The 18,989-nt window shown below is 71.2% G+C and carries 18 protein-coding genes; 9 read left to right on the top strand and 9 right to left on the bottom strand.

All coding sequences use genetic code 11. The annotated features are described in order from the left end of the window. The first annotated feature begins 1 nt into the window (after position 1). From ASG88_RS17270 to ASG88_RS17255, 4 genes are all read left to right on the top strand, one after another. Positions 2–1,204 (top strand): phosphoglycerate kinase, encoded by a 1,203-nt coding sequence (locus ASG88_RS17270; RefSeq protein WP_056888694.1) that lies wholly within the window; start codon positions 2–4, stop codon positions 1,202–1,204. Between the two features lie 6 nt (positions 1,205–1,210). Next, positions 1,211–1,999, top strand: coding sequence for a triose-phosphate isomerase (gene tpiA / locus ASG88_RS17265; RefSeq protein ID WP_056888693.1), 789 nt, complete (start codon positions 1,211–1,213; stop codon positions 1,997–1,999). Positions 2,000–2,029: 30 nt separating this feature from the next. Continuing rightward, positions 2,030–2,269, top strand: a complete 240-nt coding sequence (gene secG, locus ASG88_RS17260; protein WP_056888692.1) for a preprotein translocase subunit SecG — start codon at positions 2,030–2,032, stop codon at positions 2,267–2,269. A gap of 67 nt (positions 2,270–2,336) precedes the next feature. Next, positions 2,337–2,696 (top strand): RNA polymerase-binding protein RbpA, encoded by a 360-nt coding sequence (locus ASG88_RS17255; protein WP_082600627.1) that lies wholly within the window; start codon positions 2,337–2,339, stop codon positions 2,694–2,696. Positions 2,697–2,897: 201 nt separating this feature from the next. Here the strand turns inward: ASG88_RS17255 and pgl are convergent, their stop codons facing one another. From pgl to tkt, 6 genes are read right to left on the bottom strand one after another with little or no spacing between them, the layout of a single operon-like run. Then, positions 2,898–3,632, bottom strand: coding sequence for a 6-phosphogluconolactonase (gene pgl / locus ASG88_RS17250; RefSeq protein ID WP_056888690.1), 735 nt, complete (start codon positions 3,630–3,632; stop codon positions 2,898–2,900). Further along, on the bottom strand, positions 3,629–4,546 hold the full coding sequence (locus ASG88_RS17245; protein WP_056888689.1) for a glucose-6-phosphate dehydrogenase assembly protein OpcA: 918 nt from the start codon (positions 4,544–4,546) through the stop codon (positions 3,629–3,631). Before ASG88_RS17245 ends, pgl begins: the two co-directional genes overlap by 4 nt. Next, positions 4,543–6,078, bottom strand: a complete 1,536-nt coding sequence (gene zwf, locus ASG88_RS17240) for a glucose-6-phosphate dehydrogenase (protein ID WP_056888688.1) — start codon at positions 6,076–6,078, stop codon at positions 4,543–4,545. Before zwf ends, ASG88_RS17245 begins: the two co-directional genes overlap by 4 nt. A gap of 11 nt (positions 6,079–6,089) precedes the next feature. Continuing rightward, entirely contained in the window at positions 6,090–7,763 is a 1,674-nt protein-coding gene (gene pgi, locus ASG88_RS17235) for a glucose-6-phosphate isomerase (protein WP_056888687.1), read from the bottom strand. After that, a complete protein-coding gene (tal, locus tag ASG88_RS17230; protein WP_056888686.1) occupies positions 7,760–8,881 on the bottom strand; it encodes a transaldolase in 1,122 nt (373 codons plus the stop codon). The genes pgi and tal overlap by 4 nt, the downstream gene beginning before the upstream one ends. A 48-nt stretch (positions 8,882–8,929) precedes the next feature. Further along, complete coding sequence (gene tkt / locus ASG88_RS17225) at positions 8,930–10,957, bottom strand: transketolase (protein WP_235534916.1); 2,028 nt, start codon at positions 10,955–10,957, stop codon at positions 8,930–8,932. Positions 10,958–11,133: 176 nt separating this feature from the next. On the opposite strand from tkt, the gene ASG88_RS17220 reads away from it, so the two are divergent. After that, on the top strand, positions 11,134–12,099 hold the full coding sequence (locus ASG88_RS17220) for a heme o synthase (RefSeq protein ID WP_082600625.1): 966 nt from the start codon (positions 11,134–11,136) through the stop codon (positions 12,097–12,099). A 42-nt stretch (positions 12,100–12,141) separates the two neighbouring features. Here the strand turns inward: ASG88_RS17220 and ASG88_RS17215 are convergent, their stop codons facing one another. Genes ASG88_RS17215 through ASG88_RS17205 form a run of 3 tightly spaced genes read right to left on the bottom strand, consistent with a single transcriptional unit; the run spans position 12,142 to position 14,748 of the window. Further along, on the bottom strand, positions 12,142–13,059 hold the full coding sequence (locus tag ASG88_RS17215; RefSeq protein WP_082600624.1) for a COX15/CtaA family protein: 918 nt from the start codon (positions 13,057–13,059) through the stop codon (positions 12,142–12,144). Between the two features lies 1 nt (position 13,060). Continuing rightward, on the bottom strand, positions 13,061–13,855 hold the full coding sequence (locus tag ASG88_RS17210) for an ABC transporter permease (RefSeq protein WP_056888684.1): 795 nt from the start codon (positions 13,853–13,855) through the stop codon (positions 13,061–13,063). Continuing rightward, positions 13,852–14,748, bottom strand: a complete 897-nt coding sequence (locus ASG88_RS17205; RefSeq protein WP_056888683.1) for an ABC transporter ATP-binding protein — start codon at positions 14,746–14,748, stop codon at positions 13,852–13,854. Before ASG88_RS17205 ends, ASG88_RS17210 begins: the two co-directional genes overlap by 4 nt. Positions 14,749–14,875: 127 nt before the next feature. On the opposite strand from ASG88_RS17205, the gene ASG88_RS17200 reads away from it, so the two are divergent. From ASG88_RS17200 to sufB, 4 genes are all read left to right on the top strand, one after another. Beyond that, positions 14,876–15,883, top strand: a complete 1,008-nt coding sequence (locus ASG88_RS17200; RefSeq protein ID WP_056888878.1) for an ATP-binding cassette domain-containing protein — start codon at positions 14,876–14,878, stop codon at positions 15,881–15,883. Beyond that, positions 15,880–16,704, top strand: a complete 825-nt coding sequence (locus ASG88_RS17195) for an ABC transporter permease (RefSeq protein WP_056888682.1) — start codon at positions 15,880–15,882, stop codon at positions 16,702–16,704. Before ASG88_RS17200 ends, ASG88_RS17195 begins: the two co-directional genes overlap by 4 nt. 80 nt (positions 16,705–16,784) lie before the next feature. After that, positions 16,785–17,489: a helix-turn-helix transcriptional regulator gene (locus ASG88_RS17190; protein WP_235534901.1), complete on the top strand. Its 705-nt coding sequence runs from the start codon at positions 16,785–16,787 to the stop codon at positions 17,487–17,489. Further along, complete coding sequence (gene sufB / locus ASG88_RS17185; protein WP_056888680.1) at positions 17,486–18,904, top strand: Fe-S cluster assembly protein SufB; 1,419 nt, start codon at positions 17,486–17,488, stop codon at positions 18,902–18,904. Before ASG88_RS17190 ends, sufB begins: the two co-directional genes overlap by 4 nt. The last annotated feature ends 85 nt before the right edge of the window (positions 18,905–18,989 follow it).

Below are 18,989 nucleotides of genomic sequence, written 5' to 3'. Positions count from 1 at the left end.
CGTGTCGGACATCGCCTCCCTGGGTGACCTGACCGGCAAGCGCGTCCTGGTCCGCTCGGACCTCAACGTGCCGCTGGACGGCAGCACCATCACCGACGACGGCCGCATCCGCGCGAGCGTGCCGACCATCCGGCAGCTCTCCGAGGCCGGCGCCCGGGTGGTCGTGACCGCCCACCTGGGCCGGCCCAAGGGCGAGCCGGACCCGGCGTACACCCTGGCCCCGGTGGCCGCACGCCTCGGCGAGCTGCTCGGCCAGGACGTGGCGTTCGCGACCGACACGGTGGGCGAGAGTGCCACCGAGACGGTCGCGGCGCTGCGGGACGGCCAGGTCGCCCTGCTCGAGAACGTGCGCTTCAACTCCGGTGAGACGAGCAAGGACGACGACGTGCGCGGCTCGTTCGCCGGCCAGCTCGCCCAGCTGGCCGACGCGTTCGTCTCCGACGGTTTCGGCGTCGTCCACCGCAAGCAGGCCAGCGTCTACGACGTGGCGCTGCGCCTGCCGTCGGCCATGGGTGGCCTGGTGGCGACCGAGATCGACGTCCTGCGTCGCCTCACCGTCGACCCGGAACGCCCGTACGTCGTGGTGCTCGGCGGGTCGAAGGTCTCGGACAAGCTGGGGGTCATCGACAACCTGCTGGAGAAGGCCGACAAGCTGCTCATCGGCGGAGGCATGGTGTTCACCTTCCTCAAGGCCCAGGGCCACGAGGTCGGCAAGAGCCTGCTCGAGGAGGACCAGCTCGACATCTGCCGGCGCTACCTCGAGGAGGCCACCGAGCGCGGCGTGGAGATCGTGCTGCCGACCGACGTGGTCGTCGACACCGCCTTCCCGTCGGGTGATCGCGAGCCGCAGCCGCAGGTCGTGGCCGCCGACGCCATCCCGGCCGACGCGCTCGGCCTCGACATCGGCCCCGAGTCGGGTGCCGCGTTCGCCGCGGCGCTCGCCGATGCCCGCACGGTCTTCTGGAACGGTCCGATGGGCGTCTTCGAGGTCGACGCCTTCGCCGAGGGCACCCGTGCCGTCGCGCAGGCGCTCACCGAGGTCGACGGGCTGTCCGTGGTCGGTGGGGGCGACTCCGCCGCCGCGGTCCGCAAGCTCGGATTCGACGAGGCCGCCTTCGGCCACATCTCCACCGGCGGCGGCGCCAGCCTCGAGTTCCTCGAGGGCAAAGAGCTGCCCGGCATCGCCGTACTCGAAAGGAACTGATCACACATGAGCCGCACCCCGATCATGGCCGGCAACTGGAAGAGCAACCTCAACCACCAGGAAGCCGTGGTCCTCGTCCAGAAGCTCGCCTGGACGCTGTCGGACAAGCGCCACGACTACGGCAAGGTCGAGGTGGTCGTGGTGCCGCCGTTCACCGACCTGCGCTCGGTGCAGACGATGGTCGACGGTGACCGGCTCTCGATCAAGTACGGCGCCCAGGACGTCTCCATGCACGACGGGGGCGCCTACACCGGCGAGATCTCGTCGGCGATGCTGGCCAAGCTCGGCTGCTCCTACGTCGTCGTGGGCCACAGCGAGCGCCGCGAGCACCACGCGGAGTCCGACGAGACCGTCAACGCGAAGGCCCACAAGGCCCTGGCGGCCGGCATGACGCCCATCGTGTGCGTGGGCGAGGGGCTCGACGTCCGCCAGGCCGGCGAGCAGGTGCCCTACACGCTCGCGCAGGTCGACGGCTCGCTCGCCGGCTTCACCGCCGAGCAGGTCGCCGGCCTCGTCGTCGCCTACGAGCCGGTGTGGGCCATCGGCACCGGCGAGGTGGCCACGCCCGACGACGCCCAGGAGGTGTGTGGAGCCATCCGTGGACGCATCCGCGAGGTCCACGGGGACGCGGCCGCGGACGGCGTACGCATCCAGTACGGCGGCTCCGTGAAGGCCTCGAACGTCGCCGGAATCATGGAGAAGCCGGACGTCGACGGGTGCCTCGTGGGCGGTGCGAGCCTCCAGGCCGACGAGTTCGGAGGAATCTGCCGGTTCTACGAGATGCCGGTCCTCTGATCCGCATGGGTGTGACGTAGGCTTCCGCTCGTGATTCTGCTCTTCACCATCCTGCTCGTCATCACGAGCCTGATCCTCATCCTGCTGGTGCTGCTCCACAAGGGCCGCGGCGGCGGACTGTCCGACATGTTCGGCGGCGGGGTCTCCAGCACCATCGGGGGTTCCTCGGTCGCCGAGCGCAACCTCGACCGGTTCACGGTCGGGATCGGCATCATCTGGTTCGCCTGCATCATCGCTCTGGGCCTGCTCAAGGCCTACGGCAGCAACTGACGTTTCGTGACGGGGATCGCGTCCCCGGCGGCTTCGTCGCCGGGGTCTTGAAGAGGGAGAGAGACACGTGGCTGGTGGCGGTAACGCGATCCGAGGGAGTCGGGTCGGTGCTGGCCCGATGGGCGAGGCCGAGCGCGGCGAGGCGGCGCCTCGCCAGGCGGTGACCTACTTCTGCTCGCACGAGCACCGCTCGGTGGTGACCTTCTCGGTCGAGGCCAACGTGCCGGAGTCGTGGGACTGCCCCAAGTGCGGGCTCCCGGCCAGCCTGGACTCGGACAACCCGCCGCCGGCGCCCAAGATCGAGCCCTACAAGACGCACCTCGCCTACGTGAAGGAGCGTCGCTCCGACGCCGAGGCGGCGGACATCCTCGACGAGGCGATCCAGCTGCTGCGCAGCCGCCGCAAGTCGGGCGACATCATCTTCTGACCCGACCGGCCGTCGTACGGACCGAACGGGCGAGAGATCGCCCGCAATCCGCGTGCAGTGGCCGTCGGAGTGGGCCATCGGTCCGCCCGGCGGCCCGCGCCTCGTAGACGCGCGGACACAACCTCCTGCCCGGTCACCGCCGAGCGCGGCGTGAGGGGGCGGAGGCATATGTGTCCGCGTGTGTACGTGGCGCCCGGTCGGTCAGAGGGCGGAGGCGGCGGCCTCGTCGAGCAGCCAGAGGGTCTCGTCCTGCCCGACCACCCCGCGGGCGGGGATCTCGTGGACGTCGCCCCCGGCCAGCGCGGCGGCGACTGCGTCGGCCTTGCCGTCACCGCTGACGAGGAACCACACGGCCCTGGCCCGGTCCATCGCCTCGAAGGTCAGCGAGACCCGGTCCGGGGGCGGCTTGGGGGAGTCGTGGACCGCGACGGCGATGGCGTCCGTGACGTCGAGCGCCGGGTGTCCGGGGAACAGCGACGCGATGTGGCCGTCGGGTCCGACACCGAGCATCAGGACCTCGAAGAAGTCGGCGCCGTGCGTGCGCAGCGTCTCGGAGTATGCCGCCGCCGCGTCCTCCGCGGTCGCCACCCCGTCCGCTGCTGGGACCTCGTGCACGTGGGCCGGGTCGACGCCGAGCCCGTCGAGGAAGGCCTCGCGGGCCTGGCGGGCGTTGCGGTCGGGCGAGCCGGCCTCGACGAAGCGCTCGTCCCCCCACCAGAAGACGACGCGCGACCAGTCGACGGAGGAGTCGACGGCTCGCCGGGCGACCTCGCGGTGGATGGCCTCGGCGATGGAGCCGCCGGTGAGGCCGACCTGCGGTACCTCCCCGCGGTCCTGAGCGGACTCCAGGCGGTCGAGCAGCATCGAGGCGACGTCGCCGGCGAGGGTCTGGGCGTCCTCGTGGACGACGACCCGGGCCTCGGCGGGCACGCTCATGACTCCTTGGCCAGGGCCACGAGCCGCTTGGCGGTGGCCGCGTAGACGTCGTCCTCGTCGAGGCGTCGCAGCTCCTCGGTCAGCAGCGCCGGGACCTCGCGACGCTTGAGTGCCACCGGTCGGTCCGGCCGCTCGGGCGAGGAGAATGTGGCGAGCCGGCCGTCGTCGCGGGCGATGGTGATCGGACCCTGCTTGGTGTCCATCACGACCTGGGTGATGCCCGGGCCGTCGGACGTGTGCCGCTCGACGGGCACCTTGAGCCGGTCGTTGAGCCAGGCCACGAGCAGGTCGGCACTGGGGCTGATCCGCTCGGCGGAGACCGACGCCCGGGTGACCTTGAGCGGGTGCTGGTCCAGGGCCGCGGCGAGCAGCGCCCGCCACGGGGTGAGCCGGGTCCAGCTGAGGTCGGTGTTGCCGGGCGCGTAGGACTGGCACTGGCGCAGCATCACCGAGGACTTGCCGCGCTTGGCGGCCGCGGAGTCGGTGATCCGCCGCTTGGCCAGCGCCCCCAGCGGGTCGTCGGCCGGGTCGTCCGGGGGCTCGGTCGGCCACCAGATCGCGACGGGGGAGTCGGGCAGCAGCAGGGGCAGCACCACGGACTCGGCGTACCGGACGACCTCGCCCTTGAGCCGGATGAGCGCGGTCTCCCCGCCCCAGCCACCACCGGTGGCGACGGTGGCGTCGACCTGCGGCTTGCCGCGGCCGTCACCGAGGATGACGCCGAGCACTCGGGCAGGGTGCTCGCGCGACGCCCGCTGGGCGGCCTGCATGGCCTCCTCGGCGTCGTCGTCGGGAACCACGATGATGAGGGTCATCACCATGCCCATGGCCGGGGAGCCGGCGCGGGTCCGGGCCCTGACGAACTCGGCCGCGATCGTGGAGGCGTTGGTGTCCTCGAGCTCGAACTTGGTCATGGTCGCCTCCAGGTGCGTCCGTCACGGGCGAGCATCTTGTCGGCCGACTCCGGCCCCCAGGTGCCGGACGGGTAGGCCTCGGGCTTCCCCTTGCGCTCCCAGTGCTCGAGGATCGGGTCGAGGATCTTCCACGACAGCTCGACCTCCTCGTGGCGTGGGAAGAGCGGCGGGTCGCCGAGCAGCACGTCGAGGATGAGCCGCTCGTAGGCCTCGGCGCTCGCCTCGGTGAAGGAGCCGCCGTAGGCGAAGTCCATGTTGACGTCGCGGATCTCCATCGCGGTGCCGGGCACCTTGGAGCCGAACCGCATCGTGAGGCCCTCGTCGGGCTGCACCCGGATGACCAGGGCGTTCTGGGTGAGCTCCTCGGTCGAGGTGGCGTTGAAGGGCAGGTGCGGCGCCCGCTTGAAGACCACCGCCACCTCGGTGACGCGGCGTCCCAGGCGCTTGCCGGTGCGGAGGTAGAACGGCACGCCGGCCCAGCGGCGGGTGTCGACGTGCAGCGTGATGGCGGCGTACGTCTCCGTCTTCGACGTGCGCTTGATGCCCTCCTCCTCGAGGAAGCCGATGACCTTCTCGCCGCCCTGCCAGCCGGGGGAGTACTGCCCGCGCGCGGTGGTGGTGTCGAGGCGTGGCGGGAGGACGACCGAGGAGAGGACCTTCTGCTTCTCGAGGCGCAGCTGCTCGGCGTCGAAGGCGGTGGGCTCCTCCATGGCGACCAGGGCCATCAGCTGGAGGAGGTGGTTCTGGATGACGTCGCGGGCGGCGCCGATGCCGTCGTAGTAGCCGGCCCGACCCCCGATGCCGATGTCCTCGGCCATGGTGATCTGCACGTGGTCGACGTAGTTGGCGTTCCAGATCGGCTCGAACATGTTGTTGGCGAAGCGCATCGCCAGGATGTTCTGGACCGTCTCCTTGCCGAGGTAGTGGTCGATCCGGAAGATCGACCCCGACGGGAAGACCGAGTCGAGTACGTCGTTGAGCTCGCGCGCCGACTCGAGGTCGTGGCCGAAGGGCTTCTCCACGACCACGCGACGCCACGAGGGCATCCCCGTGGAGTCGATGGTCGGCTCGGCCAGCCCGTGCTCCTTGAGCTGTCCCACCACGGTGCCGAAGAACGACGGCGGGATGGCGAGGTAGAAGGCGGTGTTGCCTCCGGTGCCGCGGGCCTCGTCCAGCTCGCGCATCGTCCGGCCCAGGGTGGCGAACGCCTCGTCGTCGTCGAAGTTGCCCGGCACGAAGCGGAACCCCTCGGCGAGCTGGCGCCACACCTCCTCGCGGAAGGGGGTGCGCGCGTGCTCCTTGACCGCGTCGTAGACGATCTGCGCGAAGTCCTGGTCGGCCCAGTCGCGTCGGGCGAAGCCGATCAGCGAGAAGCCCGGGGGCAGCAGCCCGCGGTTGGCGAGGTCGTAGATCGCCGGCATGACCTTCTTGCGGGACAGGTCGCCGGTGACACCGAACAGCACCAGGCTCGACGGGCCCGCGATGCGCGGGAGCCGTCGGTCCTGGGGATCCCGGAGCGGGTTGGGTCGCATGACGCCGCCGATCAGCCGCGGTGGGCCAGGTAGTAGGAGACCAGGGAGCGGGTGGAGGCGTCCTGGCCGGCGAGCGCCGCGGCGTCGCCGGCGACCGCGGGGGCCACCTGCTGGGCCAGCTGCTTGCCGAGCTCGACGCCCCACTGGTCGAAGCTGTCGATGCCCCACACGACACCCTGGGTGAAGGTGATGTGCTCGTAGAGGGCGATCAGCTGTCCGAGCACCGACGGGGTCAGGGCCGGGGCCATGATCGAGGTGGTCGGGCGGTTGCCCGGGAACACCCGGGCCGGGACGACGTCCTCGGCGGTGCCGTCGGCGCGCACCTCGTCGGCGGTCTTGCCGAAGGCCAGCGCGGCCGTCTGGGCGAAGAAGTTGGCGAGGAACAGCTCGTGGACGTCGGCCTCGCCGTCGCGCAGGGGGTGGGCCGGGGTGGCGACGGCGATGAAGTCGGCGGGCACGAGACGGGTGCCCTGGTGGATCAGCTGGTAGAACGCGTGCTGCCCGTTGGTCCCGGGCTCGCCCCAGAAGACCTCACCGGTCTCGGTGGTGACCGGTGTGCCGTCCCAGCGGACGCCCTTGCCGTTGGACTCCATGGTCAGCTGCTGGAGGTAGGCCGGGAAGCGGTGCAGCAGCTGGCTGTAGGGGAGCACGGCGTGGGTCTCGGCGCCGAGGAAGTTGACGTACCAGACGTTGAGCAGCCCCATCAGCGCCGGCACGTTGCGCGCCAGCTCGGTGGTGCGGAAGTGCTCGTCCATGGTGTGCATGCCCGCCAGCAGCTCGGCGAAGCGCTCCGGGCCGATCGCCACGACCAGCGACGTGCCGATCGCGGAGTCGAGCGAGTAGCGCCCGCCGACCCAGTCCCAGAACCCGAAGGCGTTGTCGGGGTCGATCCCGAAGTCGGCGACCTTGTCGAGGGCGGTGGACACCGCGACGAAGTGCCGGGCCACTGCGTCAGCGTCGTCGTCCGCCTCACCGATCGCGCCGGTGAGCCGCAGGCCGTCGAGCAGCCACGCCTTGCACAGCCGGGCGTTGGTGAGCGTCTCGAGGGTGCCGAAGGTCTTGCTGGAGACGATGAACAGCGTGGTCTCGGGGTCGAGGCCGGCCAGCGTCGTGGCGCAGTCGGTCGGGTCGATGTTGCTGATGAACCGGCACTCGAGGCCGTCCTGGACGTAGGGCGCGAGCGCCTCGTAGGCCATCACCGGCCCGAGGTCGGAGCCGCCGATGCCGATGTTGACCACCGTGGCGATGCGCTGGCCGGTCACCCCGGTCCACGCGCCGGAGCGCACGCGCTCGGCGAAGTCGTAGACCCGCTGGAGCACCTCGTGCACGTCGGCCACGACGTCGTGCCCGTCGACCTCCACCGAGGCGCCCGCCGGCTGGCGCAGGGCCGTGTGGAGGACCGCCCGGTCCTCGGTGACGTTGATGCGCTCGCCGCGGAGCATGGCGTCGCGCCTCGCGACCAGCCCGACCTCGTCGGCCAGCGCCAGCAGGGCCGCGAGCACGTCGTCGTCGACGAGGTTCTTGGAGAGGTCGACGAAGAGGTCGCCCGCCGTGTGGGTGTGGCGCTCCACCCGGCCCGGGTCGTCGGCGAACCACGCCCGCAGGTCGGGGGAGGAGGTCGCCGCGAGGTCGGCGAGCTCCGACCACGCCTGCGTGGTCACCGGGTCGACGGGCGACGAGGTCACGCCGAGGTTCCCTCGCCCGCGGCCTTCAGCTGGCCGGACACGGTGTCGAGGAGCTCGGCCCAGGAGGCCTCGAACTTCTCGACACCCTCCTGCTCGAGGGTGGCGATCACGTCGTCGTAGTCGATGCCGACGGCGGCGAGCCGCTCCATCACGGACTGTGCCTCGGCGTACGTCGTGGTGACCCGGTCGCCCTCGACCTCGCCGTGCTCGGCGAAGGCCTCGAGGGTCTTCTCCGGCATCGTGTTGACGGTGTCGGGCACCACCAGGTCGGTGACGTACATCGTGTCGCGGTAGTCGGGGTTCTTGACCCCGGTGGAGGCCCACAGGGGGCGCTGCCTGTGCGCGCCGGCCGCGGCGAGGGACTCCCAGCGCTCGCCACTGAAGAACTCCTCGAAGTCGCGGTAGGCCAGGACGGCGTTGGCGACGCCCGCCTTGCCGCGCAGGCCGAGGGCCTCGTCGCCGCCGACTGCCTCGAGCCGCTTGTCGATCTCGGTGTCCACGCGGGACACGAAGAACGACGCGACCGAGTGGATGCCGGACAGGTCGTGGCCGTTGTCGCGAGCCTTCTCCAGCCCGGCGACATAGGCCTCCATGACACCGCGGTAGCGGTCCAGGCCGAAGATCAGCGTGACGTTGACGCTGATCCCCTCGCCGAGGACGGTGGTGATCGCGGGGGCGCCCTCGGTGGTGGCGGGGATCTTGATGAGCAGGTTGTCCCGGTCCACCTCGGCCCACAGCGCCTTGGCCGCCTCCTCGGTCGCGGCGGTGTCGAACGCCAGCGTCGGAGCGACCTCGATCGAGACGCGACCGTCCGCGCCGTTGCTGGCGTCGTACGCCGGTCGCAGGATGTCGCAGGCCTGGCGCACGTCGGTCGTGGTGAGCGCGAAGACCGTGGCGTCGACGTCGGCACCCTCGGCGGCGAGCTCGCGCACCTGCGCGTCGTACCGCTCGCCCTCGGACAGCGCCGCGGCGAAGATCGACGGGTTGGTGGTGACGCCGACGACGGAGCGCGTCTCCATGAGCTCGGCGAGGTTGCCGGTCTCGATGCGCTCGCGGGACAGGTCGTCGAGCCAGATCGACACCCCGGCGTCCGCCAGGGCCTTCATTCGGTCAGTCATGGGTTCCTCCGATGGTGGTGGTCCGTGGGGGCGTGCCGGGGTGTCGACTCAGGCCGACACGGCGGCGATGCTGTCGCGGGCGGCCTGGGCGACCGCCTCGGCGGTGATGCCGTACTCGCGGTAGAGCCGCTCGTAGTCGGCGGACCCGCCGTAGTGGTCGACCGAGACGATGCGGCCGTGGTCGCCGACGACCTCGCGCCAGCCGAGCGCGATGCCGGCCTCGACGGACACCCGCGCCTTGACGTGCGGCGGGATGACGGTCTCGCGGTAGGACGTCTCCTGGGCGTCGTACCACTCCCGGCACGGCATCGAGACGACCCGGGCGGCGATGCCGTCGGCGGCGAGCAGGTCGCGCGCCTGGACGGCGAGCTGGACCTCCGAGCCGGTGCCGACGAGCACGACGTCGGGGATGCCGTCGGTGTCGAGCAGCACGTAGCCGCCGCGGTGCACGTTGCTGGTGTCGCTGTAGCCGTCGGTGTCGCGCGGGAAGACCGGGACGTTCTGGCGGCTCAGGCACAGGCCGGCGGGACGGTCGGTGTGCTCCAGCACGGCCTTCCACGCGGCGACCGTCTCGTTGGCGTCGGCCGGGCGGACGACGTCGAGGCCGGGGATCGCGCGCAGCGCGGCCAGGTGCTCGATCGGCTGGTGCGTCGGGCCGTCCTCGCCGAGGCCGATGGAGTCGTGCGTCCAGACGTAGGTGACGGGCAGCTGCATGAGCGCGGCCAGTCGCACCGAGGGGCGCATGTAGTCGGAGAACGTGAGGAACGTGCCGCCGAAGACGCGGGTGCCACCGTGCACGGCGATGCCGTTCATGATGGCGCCCATGCCGTGCTCCCGGATGCCGAAGTGCAGCACCCGGCCGGCGTGCGGGTCGCCGGAGAACATCTTGGTGGAGCGGTCCTTGGGCAGGAACGACGGGACGCCCTCGATGGTCGTGTTGTTGGAGCCGGCGAGGTCGGCGGACCCGCCCCAGAGCTCGGGGAGGCCGGGCGCCAGTGCGTTGATCGCCTTGCCCGAGGCGACGCGGGTGGCCACGCCCTTCTCGTCGGCCTCGAAGGTGGGGAGCGCGTCGGCCCAGCCGTCGGGGAGGCTGCGGGTCTGCATCCGGTCGAAGAGGGCGAGGTCGGCGGACGGCTTCTTCTCCCAGTGGGCGAAGTCGTCGGCCCAGGCGGCCTGGGCGGCCTTGCCGCGGGCGACGGCCGAGCGGGTGTGCTCGAGGACGTCGGCGGGCACCTCGAAGGTCTGCTCGGGGTCGAAGCCCATGAGCTTCTTGGTGGCCGCGACCTCGTCGGCGCCGAGCGCGGAGCCGTGGCTCTTGCCGGTGTTCTGGAGGGTCGGGGCGGGCCACGCGATGATCGTGCGGAGCACGATGAAGCTGGGGCGGTCGGTGACGGCCTCGGCCTTGCGGATCGCGTCGTACAGCGCCGGGACGTCCTCGGCGTAGCGCGTCTCGTCGTGGGTCCAGTCGACCGTCTGCACGTGCCAGCCGTAGGCCTCGTAGCGCGCGGCGACGTCCTCGGCCAGCGCGATGTCGGTGTCGTCCTCGATCGAGATCCGGTTGGCGTCGTAGATCAGCGTGAGGTTGCCGAGCTGCTGGACACCGGCGAGGGCCGACGCCTCGGCGCTGACGCCCTCCTCGATGTCACCGTCGCTGCACAGCGCGTAGATGTGGTGGTCGAAGGGCGAGGCGCCCTCGGCCGCGTTGGGGTCGAGCATGCCGCGCTCGCGGCGGGCGGCCATCGCCATGCCCACGGCGTTGCCGATGCCCTGGCCCAGCGGGCCGGTGGTGGTCTCGACGCCGGCGGTGTGGCCGAACTCGGGGTGGCCGGGGGTCTTGGAGCCCCACGTGCGCAGCGCCTTGAGGTCGTCGAGCTCGAGTCCCCAGCCACCGAGGTAGAGCTGGATGTAGAGCGTCAGGCTGGAGTGGCCGCAGGAGAGCACGAAGCGGTCGCGGCCGGGCCAGTGCGGGTCGGCGGGGTTGTGCCGCATGACCTTCTGGAACAGGAGGTACGCCGCGGGGGCGAGGCTCATGGCCGTGCCGGGGTGGCCGTTGCCGACCTTCTGCACGGCGTCCATCGCCAGGACGCGGACCGTGTCGACGGCCTTCGAGTCGAGTTCGCTCCAGTCGAGCGCGGGCAGAGTGGAAGGCACGGGGATCCTCTCGGACGATCATTGGCAGGCACCGCCGAGCCTACTCATGCCGAGGTCTAGACTCGACCCCGCATCGTCCCCCTTCCCGCGAGGTCCCCACCGTGTCCCACGTCGGCCGTTCGGCCAACGCTGCCGTGCCGTCGGCACCCTCCGGTGACCCGGCGAGAGGCGGAGAGCGCGCCTCGTTCCGGGACGTCGTGGCGGCGTACGTCGGGCTCACCAAGCCCCGCGTCATCGAGCTGCTGCTGCTCACCACCGTCCCGGTGATGTTCTTCGCCGCCCGCGGCATCCCGCCGCTCGGGCTCGTGGCCGCGACCGTCGTGGGCGGAGCGCTCTCGGCCGGCTCCGCGTCGGCCTTCAACTGCGTCTACGACCGCGACATCGACGAGCAGATGCGCCGCACGCGTCGTCGTGCCCTCCCGCGGCACATCGTCTCGCCGCTGTCGGCGCTCGTCTTCGCCACCGTCCTGGCCGTCCTGTCGACCGTCGTGCTGGCCCTGTGGGTCAACTGGCTCTCGGCCGCACTCTCCCTGCTGGCCAACGCGTTCTACGTGCTCGTCTACACGATGGTGCTCAAGCGCCGCACCACCCAGAACATCGTCTGGGGTGGCCTGGCCGGCTGCTTCCCGGCACTCATCGGGTGGACCGCGGTGACCAACGAGCTGGCGTGGACGCCGGTCATCCTCTTCCTGGTCGTCTTCTTCTGGACGCCGCCGCACACCTGGGCCCTGGCCCTGCGCTACCGCGAGGACTACGCCGGCGTGGACGTGCCGATGCTGCCGGCCGTCGCCCCTGCGGCGTCCGTCGGTCGCCAGATCGTCCTCTACAGCTGGGTGATGGTCGCCACGTCGCTGCTGCTGTGGCCGGTCGCCGGCACCAGCTGGTTCTACCCCGCCGCGGCCGGTGTGCTCGGGGCCGTGTTCCTCGTCGAGGCGCACCGGATGTGGCGTCGTACGAAGGCATCGGACGACCTGTCGGTGATCAACCCGATGCGGCTGTTCCACCACTCCAACCTCTACCTCAGCCTGCTGTTCGTCGCGGTCGCCCTCGACCCGCTCATCGGCTGAGGGCGCGGAGCGGGACCCGCCCCGACGCCGGGGCGGCGGGGCTCAGCCGCGGTGGCGTGGGCGGGCCGCCAGGACCACCCACGTGACGCTCGCGGAGACGAGCGCGGCGCCGAGCATGTGGAGGCCGACCAGGATCTCCGGCAGGTCGGTGAAGTACTGCACGAAGCCGACGACACCCTGCGCCACCTCGAGGACCAGGAGCAGGAGGGCCGCCGCGGCCAGGGTCGGCGTACCGACCCGGCGGGCGGCGACGGCGAGCCCGAGGGTGAGTGCGAGCAGCAGGTAGACCGCCGCGGCGTGCACGTGCGACATGACCTGGGGGTCCAGGCCCGTACGACGCGAGTCGAGGTCGCCGGAGTGCGGGCCGCTGCCGGTGACGACGGTCCCGAGGTAGAGCACCACCCAGGTGACTGCGAAGACCGCCCAGGCCAGGGTGGCCAGCCGGGGGGACCCGTCGCGGTCGGGCCCGCGCAGCTCGTCGAGCAGCACCACGCAGACGCCGATGATCGCCATGGAGACGAGCAGGTGCAGGGAGACGATCCAGGGGTTGAGGTCGGTGTGCACGGTGATGCCGCCGATGATCGCCTGGGCCGGGATGCCGAGCGCCACGGTGGTCGCGAGCAGGAACGGGCGCCACTCGCGCTCGCCTCGCCAGGAGCGGACCAGGCCGACGAGCATGACGACCCAGAGCGCGAGGGCCAGCACGACCAGGACGAAGGTCAGCAGCCGGTTGCCGAACTCGATCGCGCCGTGGATGCCGAGCTCGCCGTGGGCGACGTACGAGTCGTCGGTGCAGCGCGGCCACGTCGGGCAGCCCAGGCCCGAGCCGGTGAGGCGCACGGCCCCGCCGGTGATGACGATGCCGATGTTGGCGACGAGGTTGGCCACGGCCAGCGGCCACGCGAGGCGCCGGACGCCGGTGGTGGGTCGGAGGTCGGCGGACTGGTCGAGGCTGGTCATGTCATTCCCAGGTGAAGGTGCGGGCGGTCAGCAGGGTGCCGACGGCACCCCAGACGAGGAGGACGAGGATCGCGGTGGCGTCGAGGCGGGCGTCGACGAGGGCGGCGCGCATCGCGTCGCCCAGGGCCGCCGAGGGGAGCCACTGGATGACGCCGGACGCGGCGCCGTACGACGACGTGGGCAGCACCACGCCGCCGCCGGTCATCAGGAGCAGGTAGACGAGGTTGGCCAGCGCCAGGGTCGCCTCGGCCCGGAGCACGCCGGCGACGAAGAGGCCGAGCGAGGCGAAGGCCCAGGTGCCGGCCGCGACGGCGAGCACGGCGGAGCCGACCGTGGTCACGGGGCGGTCCATGGTGGGCTGCCAGCCCAGGACCAGGCCGACCACCACCAGCACGACGAGCTGGAGCGCCACGACGTTGAGCAGCGCCAGCACCTTGCCGAGCAGGAAGCCGTGGCGGGGGAGCGGCGAGGCGCCGAGGCGCTTGATCACGCCGTATCGGCGTTCGAACCCGGTGGCGATGGCGATCGACGTGAAGGCCGTGGACATGACGGCCAGCGCGAGGACCCCGGGGGTGAGGACGTCGACGGCCCGGTGGCCGTCGAGGTCGAGTCCCAGCCGGTCGGCACCCGCGACGCCGCCGACGAGCACGATCACCGGGATGACGATGGCGAGGAGCAGCTGCTCGCCGTTGCGCAGCATCAGCCGCGCCTCCATCCGGGCCTGCGCGGCGACCTGACGGCGCAGCGGGGCGGCCCCGGGGCGGGGGGCGAAGGTGCTCACGGGGGTGCCGTTCATCCGACCAGCTCGTGACCGGTGAGCTCGAGGAAGACGTCCTCGAGGGTGCGGCGGCCGAGCGAGAGCGACTCGGGCAGCACGTCGTGGCGCTCGCACCAGGCCGAGACCGTCGCCAGGGTGCTGCCGTCGGCCGGACCCGTGATGAGCATGCTCACGGCGTCCAGCTGGGTCACCTCGGTGTCGGGGCCCAGCGCGGTGCGCAGCGACTCCGGCGCACCGTCGGGGAACGGCCTCGTGACGACGAGGCGGATGGTGGCGGACCGGCCCCCGCTGGTGAGCTCGGTCGGCGAGCCCGACGCGATGAGGCGGCCGCGGTCGATGATGTGGATGGTGTCGGCGAGGTGCTCTGCCTCGTCCATGTGATGGGTGGTGAGCACCACGGTCACCCCGTCGGCGCGCAGCTCGTCGAGCAGCTCCCACGTGGCCCGCCGGGCCTGGGGGTCCATGCCGGCGGTGGGCTCGTCGACGAAGACGAGCTCGGGGCGTCCGACGAGGGCCATGGCCAGCCCGAGGCGCTGCTGCTGGCCGCCGGAGAGCCGCCGGTACGGCGTGCGGCCGCAGTCGGCGAGCCCGAGCCGGTCGCTGAGCATGGCCGTGTCGAGCGGGTGGGCGTGCAGCGCCGCGATGTGGTCGAGCATCTCCATGGCCCGGACGCCCGACCAGGCGCCCCCGTCCTGGAGCATCACGCCGATGCGGGGGAGCAGGGCACGACGCTGGCGGTGCGGGTCGAGCCCGAGCACGCGGACGGTGCCGCCCTGCGGCCGGCGGTAGCCCTCACAGGTCTCGAGCGTGGTGGTCTTCCCGGCGCCGTTGGGTCCCAGCACGGCCGTGACGGAGCCGCGCTCCACGCGCAGGGACAGGCCGTCGACGGCGACCTTGTCGCCGTACCGCATGACCAGGCCGTCGACCTCGACGGCAGGGCCGTGGGAAGGCGAGTCGGTCGGCACGCTGGGAAGTCTAGGAGCGGCCCCGAGGAAAAGCGGACGCGCCCTGTCCCCGGTGGTGGCTAGCGTGGTCTGCATGACATCGACCCATGCCATCGAGGCGGAGCACCTCGTCAAGCACTTCGGCGACACCGTCGCCGTCGACGACGTCTCCTTCGTCGTCCCCGAGGGCTCGGTCCTCGGACTCCTCGGCCCCAACGGTGCCGGCAAGACCACCACGGTGCGGATGATGACCACCCTCACCCTGCCCACGTCCGGGACGGCCCGGGTCGCCGGGCACGACGTGGTCGGGGAGCCCGACGCCGTCCGCCGCAGCATGGGCCTGACCGGTCAGGCCGCGACCGTGGACGAGCTGCTCACCGGCCGGGAGAACCTCCGCCTCATCGGCCAGCTCTACGGGCTGGACAAGGGCTACATCTCGCGGGCGAGCGAGGACCTGCTCGAGCGCTTCTCCCTCGGGGAGGCGGGGGACCGGATCGCCAAGACCTACTCCGGGGGCATGCGCCGGCGGCTCGACCTGGCGGTCAGCCTCATCGCCACGCCACCGGTGCTGTTCCTCGACGAGCCGACCACGGGCCTCGACCCGCGCTCACGCGTCGAGCTGTGGGAGGTGCTGCGCGAGCTGGTGGCGGACGGCACGACGCTGCTCCTCACGACGCAGTACCTCGAGGAGGCCGACCAGCTGGCCGACAACATCGTCGTCATCGACCGGGGGACGGTGATCGCCGAGGGCACCCCGCTGCAGCTCAAGGACCGGTCCGGGGCGGCGGCGCTGGTCGTCACGGTCTCGGAGGCCAGGGACCTCGACGCCGCGGAGGCGCTCATGCGACCGCACGTCCAGGAGCTGCACATCGACCACGGGGCCCGCCAGATCACCGCGCCCGCCGAGGGCCTGGGCCACATGACCCGCGTCGCCGGCCTCTTCGACGAGAGCGGGATCGTGCTCGACGACATCGGGCTCAAGCGCCCGAGCCTCGACGACGTGTTCCTGCACCTCACCGGCCACCGCGCGGAGGACGGGGAGGCCGAGGCCGGTTCCGACGGGACCGGCGCCACCGACCAGAGCAGGGAGGCAGTCCGATGAGGACGCTCGAACGCCCCGAGATCCGCCAGACCGGGCTGATGGGCCAGTCGTGGTCGATCGCCCGTCGCAACTTCCTGCACATCCGTCGGATGCCCGAGATGCTGCTCGACGTCACCATCCAGCCGGTGATGTTCGTGCTGCTCTTCGCCTTCGTGTTCGGCTCGTCGATCGCTGTCGACACCCCGGCGGGCTACCGCGCGTGGCTGCTCCCCGGGATCATGGCCCAGACGGTCGCCTTCGCATCCTTCATCGTCGCCGTGGGCCTCACCGCGGACCTCGAGAAGGGCATCGTCGACCGGATGCGCTCGTTGCCGATCAACTCCTCGGCGGTCCTGGTGGGACGCAGCATCTCCAGCCTGGCGCACTCCTCGATCGGCCTGGTGGTGATGTCGCTCACCGGGCTGCTCATCGGCTGGCGCATCCACACCGGCGTGCCCGAAGCGGTCCTCGGCTACCTGCTGCTCCTGGGCTGGGGCTTCGCGATGATCTGGGTCGGGATCTGGGTGGGGTCGGCGATGCGCTCGGTCGAGGCGGTCAACGGCGTCATGTTCGCGACGATGTTCCCCATCACCTTCCTCGCCAACACGTTCGCCCCGACCGATCAGATGCCCACTGCGCTGCGCTTCATCGCCGAGTGGAACCCGATCTCGTCCCTGACCCAGGCGGTCCGGGTCCTGTGGGGCAACGACCAGCCGCTCGCGCCGGGCGCGGCCTTCCCCATGCACCACCCGATCCCGTTCACGATCGGGTGGATCCTGCTCATCACCGCCGTGGTGGCCCCGCTCGCCATCCGCACGTTCCGACGCCGTACGGCCGCCTGAGGCTGGCCAGGAGGTCCGGGTAAGGGGACCCTTGCTTGAATGCGTGGAAGCATTAACGTCACACTTGCGTTGTGCAATTCGTGAGGACGACTGCTGCGGCGCCCGACAGGGACGCCCCCACCCGTGAGCGGGTGGCTCGGTCGATCCTCGAGAACGGCCCCTCCACGGCCGTCGCGCTGGCCGAGCGGCTCGAGCTGACGCCGGCCGCCGTGCGTCGTCACCTCGAGCACCTGGCCGAGAGCGGCACCGTCGAGGGACGCGAGCAGAAGGTCTACGGCCACCGCGGTCGCGGTCGCCCGGCGCGGGTCTTCGCGCTGACCGACTCCGGTCGCGACGCGTTCGACCAGCAGTACGACGACCTCGCGGTCGCCGCGCTCCGCTTCGTCGCCGAGACCCAGGGCGAGGACGCGGTGGTCGAGTTCGCCCGGCGCCGGGTGGCCTTCGTCGAGCGCGACTACGCGGCCGTGATGGCCGAGGAGCCCACGCTCACCCCGGCCGAGGCGCTCGCCCGGGTCTTCACCGCCGGCGGCTACGCCGCCACCGTGCGCCAGCTCCCGATCGGTGACCAGCTGTGCCAGCAGCACTGCCCGGTCGCCCACGTGGCCCACGAGTTCCCGCAGCTGTGCGAGGCCGAGACCGAGGCCATCGGCCGGGTCCTCGGCACGCACGTCCAGCGGCTGGCGACGATCGCCCACGGCGACGGCGTCTGCACGACCTGCATCCCCAGCACGACCGGCACCACCCAGACCACGAGCACCCCCTCGAGCACCAAGGAGAAGGCATGACCTCCATCGAAGAGCTCAACCCCGAGCTCCAGGGCATCGGCCGTTACGAGTTCGGCTGGTCCGACTCCGACGCGGCCGGCGCCGCCGCGACCCGCGGGCTGAACGAGGACGTCGTCCGCGACATCTCCGCGAAGAAGAACGAGCCGCAGTGGATGCTCGACCTGCGGCTGAAGGGCCTCAAGCTCTTCCACCGCAAGCCGATGCCGACCTGGGGCTCCGACCTCAGCACCATCGACTTCGACAACATCAAGTACTTCGTCCGCTCCAGCGAGAAGCAGGCGACCTCGTGGGACGACCTCCCCGAGGACATCAAGAACACCTACGACAAGCTCGGCATCCCCGAGGCGGAGAAGCAGCGCCTCGTGTCCGGTGTCGCCGCGCAGTACGAGTCCGAGGTCGTCTACCACTCGATCCGCGAGGACCTCGAGGAGCAGGGCGTGCTCTTCCTGGACACCGACACCGCCCTGCGCGAGCAGCCCGAGCTGTTCCAGGAGTACTTCGGCACGGTGATCCCGGTCGGCGACAACAAGTTCGCCGCGCTCAACACCAGCGTCTGGTCGGGCGGGTCGTTCATCTACGTCCCCAAGGGCGTCCACGTGGACATCCCGCTGCAGGCCTACTTCCGGATCAACACCGAGAACATGGGCCAGTTCGAGCGCACCCTCATCATCGTCGACGAGGACGCCTACGTGCACTACGTCGAGGGCTGCACCGCGCCCATCTACTCCTCCGACTCGCTGCACTCGGCCGTCGTGGAGATCATCGTCAAGAAGGGCGGTCGCTGCCGCTACACGACCATCCAGAACTGGTCCAACAACGTCTACAACCTCGTCACCAAGCGCGCCACCTGCGAGGCCGGCGCCACCATGGAGTGGGTCGACGGCAACATCGGCTCCAAGGTGACGATGAAGTACCCCGCCATCTACCTGATGGGCGAGCACGCCAAGGGCGAGACGCTGTCGATCGCCTTCGCGGGCGAGGGCCAGCACCAGGACGCCGGCGCCAAGATGGTCCACGCGGCCCCGCACACCTCGAGCTCGATCCTGAGCAAGTCGGTGGCGCGCGGCGGTGGCCGGACGTCGTACCGCGGCCTCATCCAGGTTAACGAGGGCGCCTACGGCTCCAAGTCCAACGTGCTGTGCGACGCGCTGCTCGTCGACCAGATCTCGCGCTCCGACACCTATCCCTACGTCGACATCCGCGAGGACGACGTGTCGATGGGCCACGAGGCGAGCGTCTCCAAGGTCTCCGACGACCAGCTGTTCTACCTGATGTCTCGCGGCATGGAGCAGGACGAGGCGATGGCCATGATCGTCCGCGGCTTCGTGGAGCCCATCGCCAAGGAGCTGCCGATGGAGTACGCCCTCGAGCTCAACCGCCTGATCGAGCTGCAGATGGAGGGCGCGGTCGGCTGATCCTCCGGGATCGGCACCGCCCCAGACCACCCGTCGTACGTAGGAAGAGAAGTAGAGCTGTAGTGACTGTCACGGATTCTGTTCG

It is taken from the genome of Nocardioides sp. Soil777, assembly GCF_001428425.1.
GTDB classification, from domain to species: Bacteria; Actinomycetota; Actinomycetes; order Propionibacteriales; family Nocardioidaceae; genus Nocardioides; species Nocardioides terrigena.
The sequence above is the reverse complement of the archived record's forward strand: the minus strand, read 5'-3'. Positions and strand labels throughout refer to the sequence as shown.

Excerpts from the sequence above, each read along its gene's own strand:
- tal (WP_056888686.1), bottom strand. The coding sequence starts at position 8,881 with ATGACTGACCGAATGAAGGCCCTGGCGGACGCCGGGGTGTCGATCTGG.
- zwf (WP_056888688.1), bottom strand. The coding sequence starts at position 6,078 with ATGCGACCCAACCCGCTCCGGGATCCCCAGGACCGACGGCTCCCGCGC.
- sufB (WP_056888680.1), top strand. The coding sequence starts at position 17,486 with ATGACCTCCATCGAAGAGCTCAACCCCGAGCTCCAGGGCATCGGCCGT.
- ASG88_RS17210 (WP_056888684.1), bottom strand. The coding sequence starts at position 13,855 with ATGAACGGCACCCCCGTGAGCACCTTCGCCCCCCGCCCCGGGGCCGCC.
- tkt (WP_235534916.1), bottom strand. The coding sequence starts at position 10,957 with ATGGACGCCGTGCAGAAGGTCGGCAACGGCCACCCCGGCACGGCCATG.
- ASG88_RS17200 (WP_056888878.1), top strand. The coding sequence starts at position 14,876 with ATGACATCGACCCATGCCATCGAGGCGGAGCACCTCGTCAAGCACTTC.
- ASG88_RS17245 (WP_056888689.1), bottom strand. The coding sequence starts at position 4,546 with ATGACCAAGTTCGAGCTCGAGGACACCAACGCCTCCACGATCGCGGCC.
- pgl (WP_056888690.1), bottom strand. The coding sequence starts at position 3,632 with ATGAGCGTGCCCGCCGAGGCCCGGGTCGTCGTCCACGAGGACGCCCAG.
- ASG88_RS17215 (WP_082600624.1), bottom strand. The coding sequence starts at position 13,059 with ATGACCAGCCTCGACCAGTCCGCCGACCTCCGACCCACCACCGGCGTC.
- tpiA (WP_056888693.1), top strand. The coding sequence starts at position 1,211 with ATGAGCCGCACCCCGATCATGGCCGGCAACTGGAAGAGCAACCTCAAC.
- ASG88_RS17195 (WP_056888682.1), top strand. The coding sequence starts at position 15,880 with ATGAGGACGCTCGAACGCCCCGAGATCCGCCAGACCGGGCTGATGGGC.
- ASG88_RS17205 (WP_056888683.1), bottom strand. The coding sequence starts at position 14,748 with ATGCGGTACGGCGACAAGGTCGCCGTCGACGGCCTGTCCCTGCGCGTG.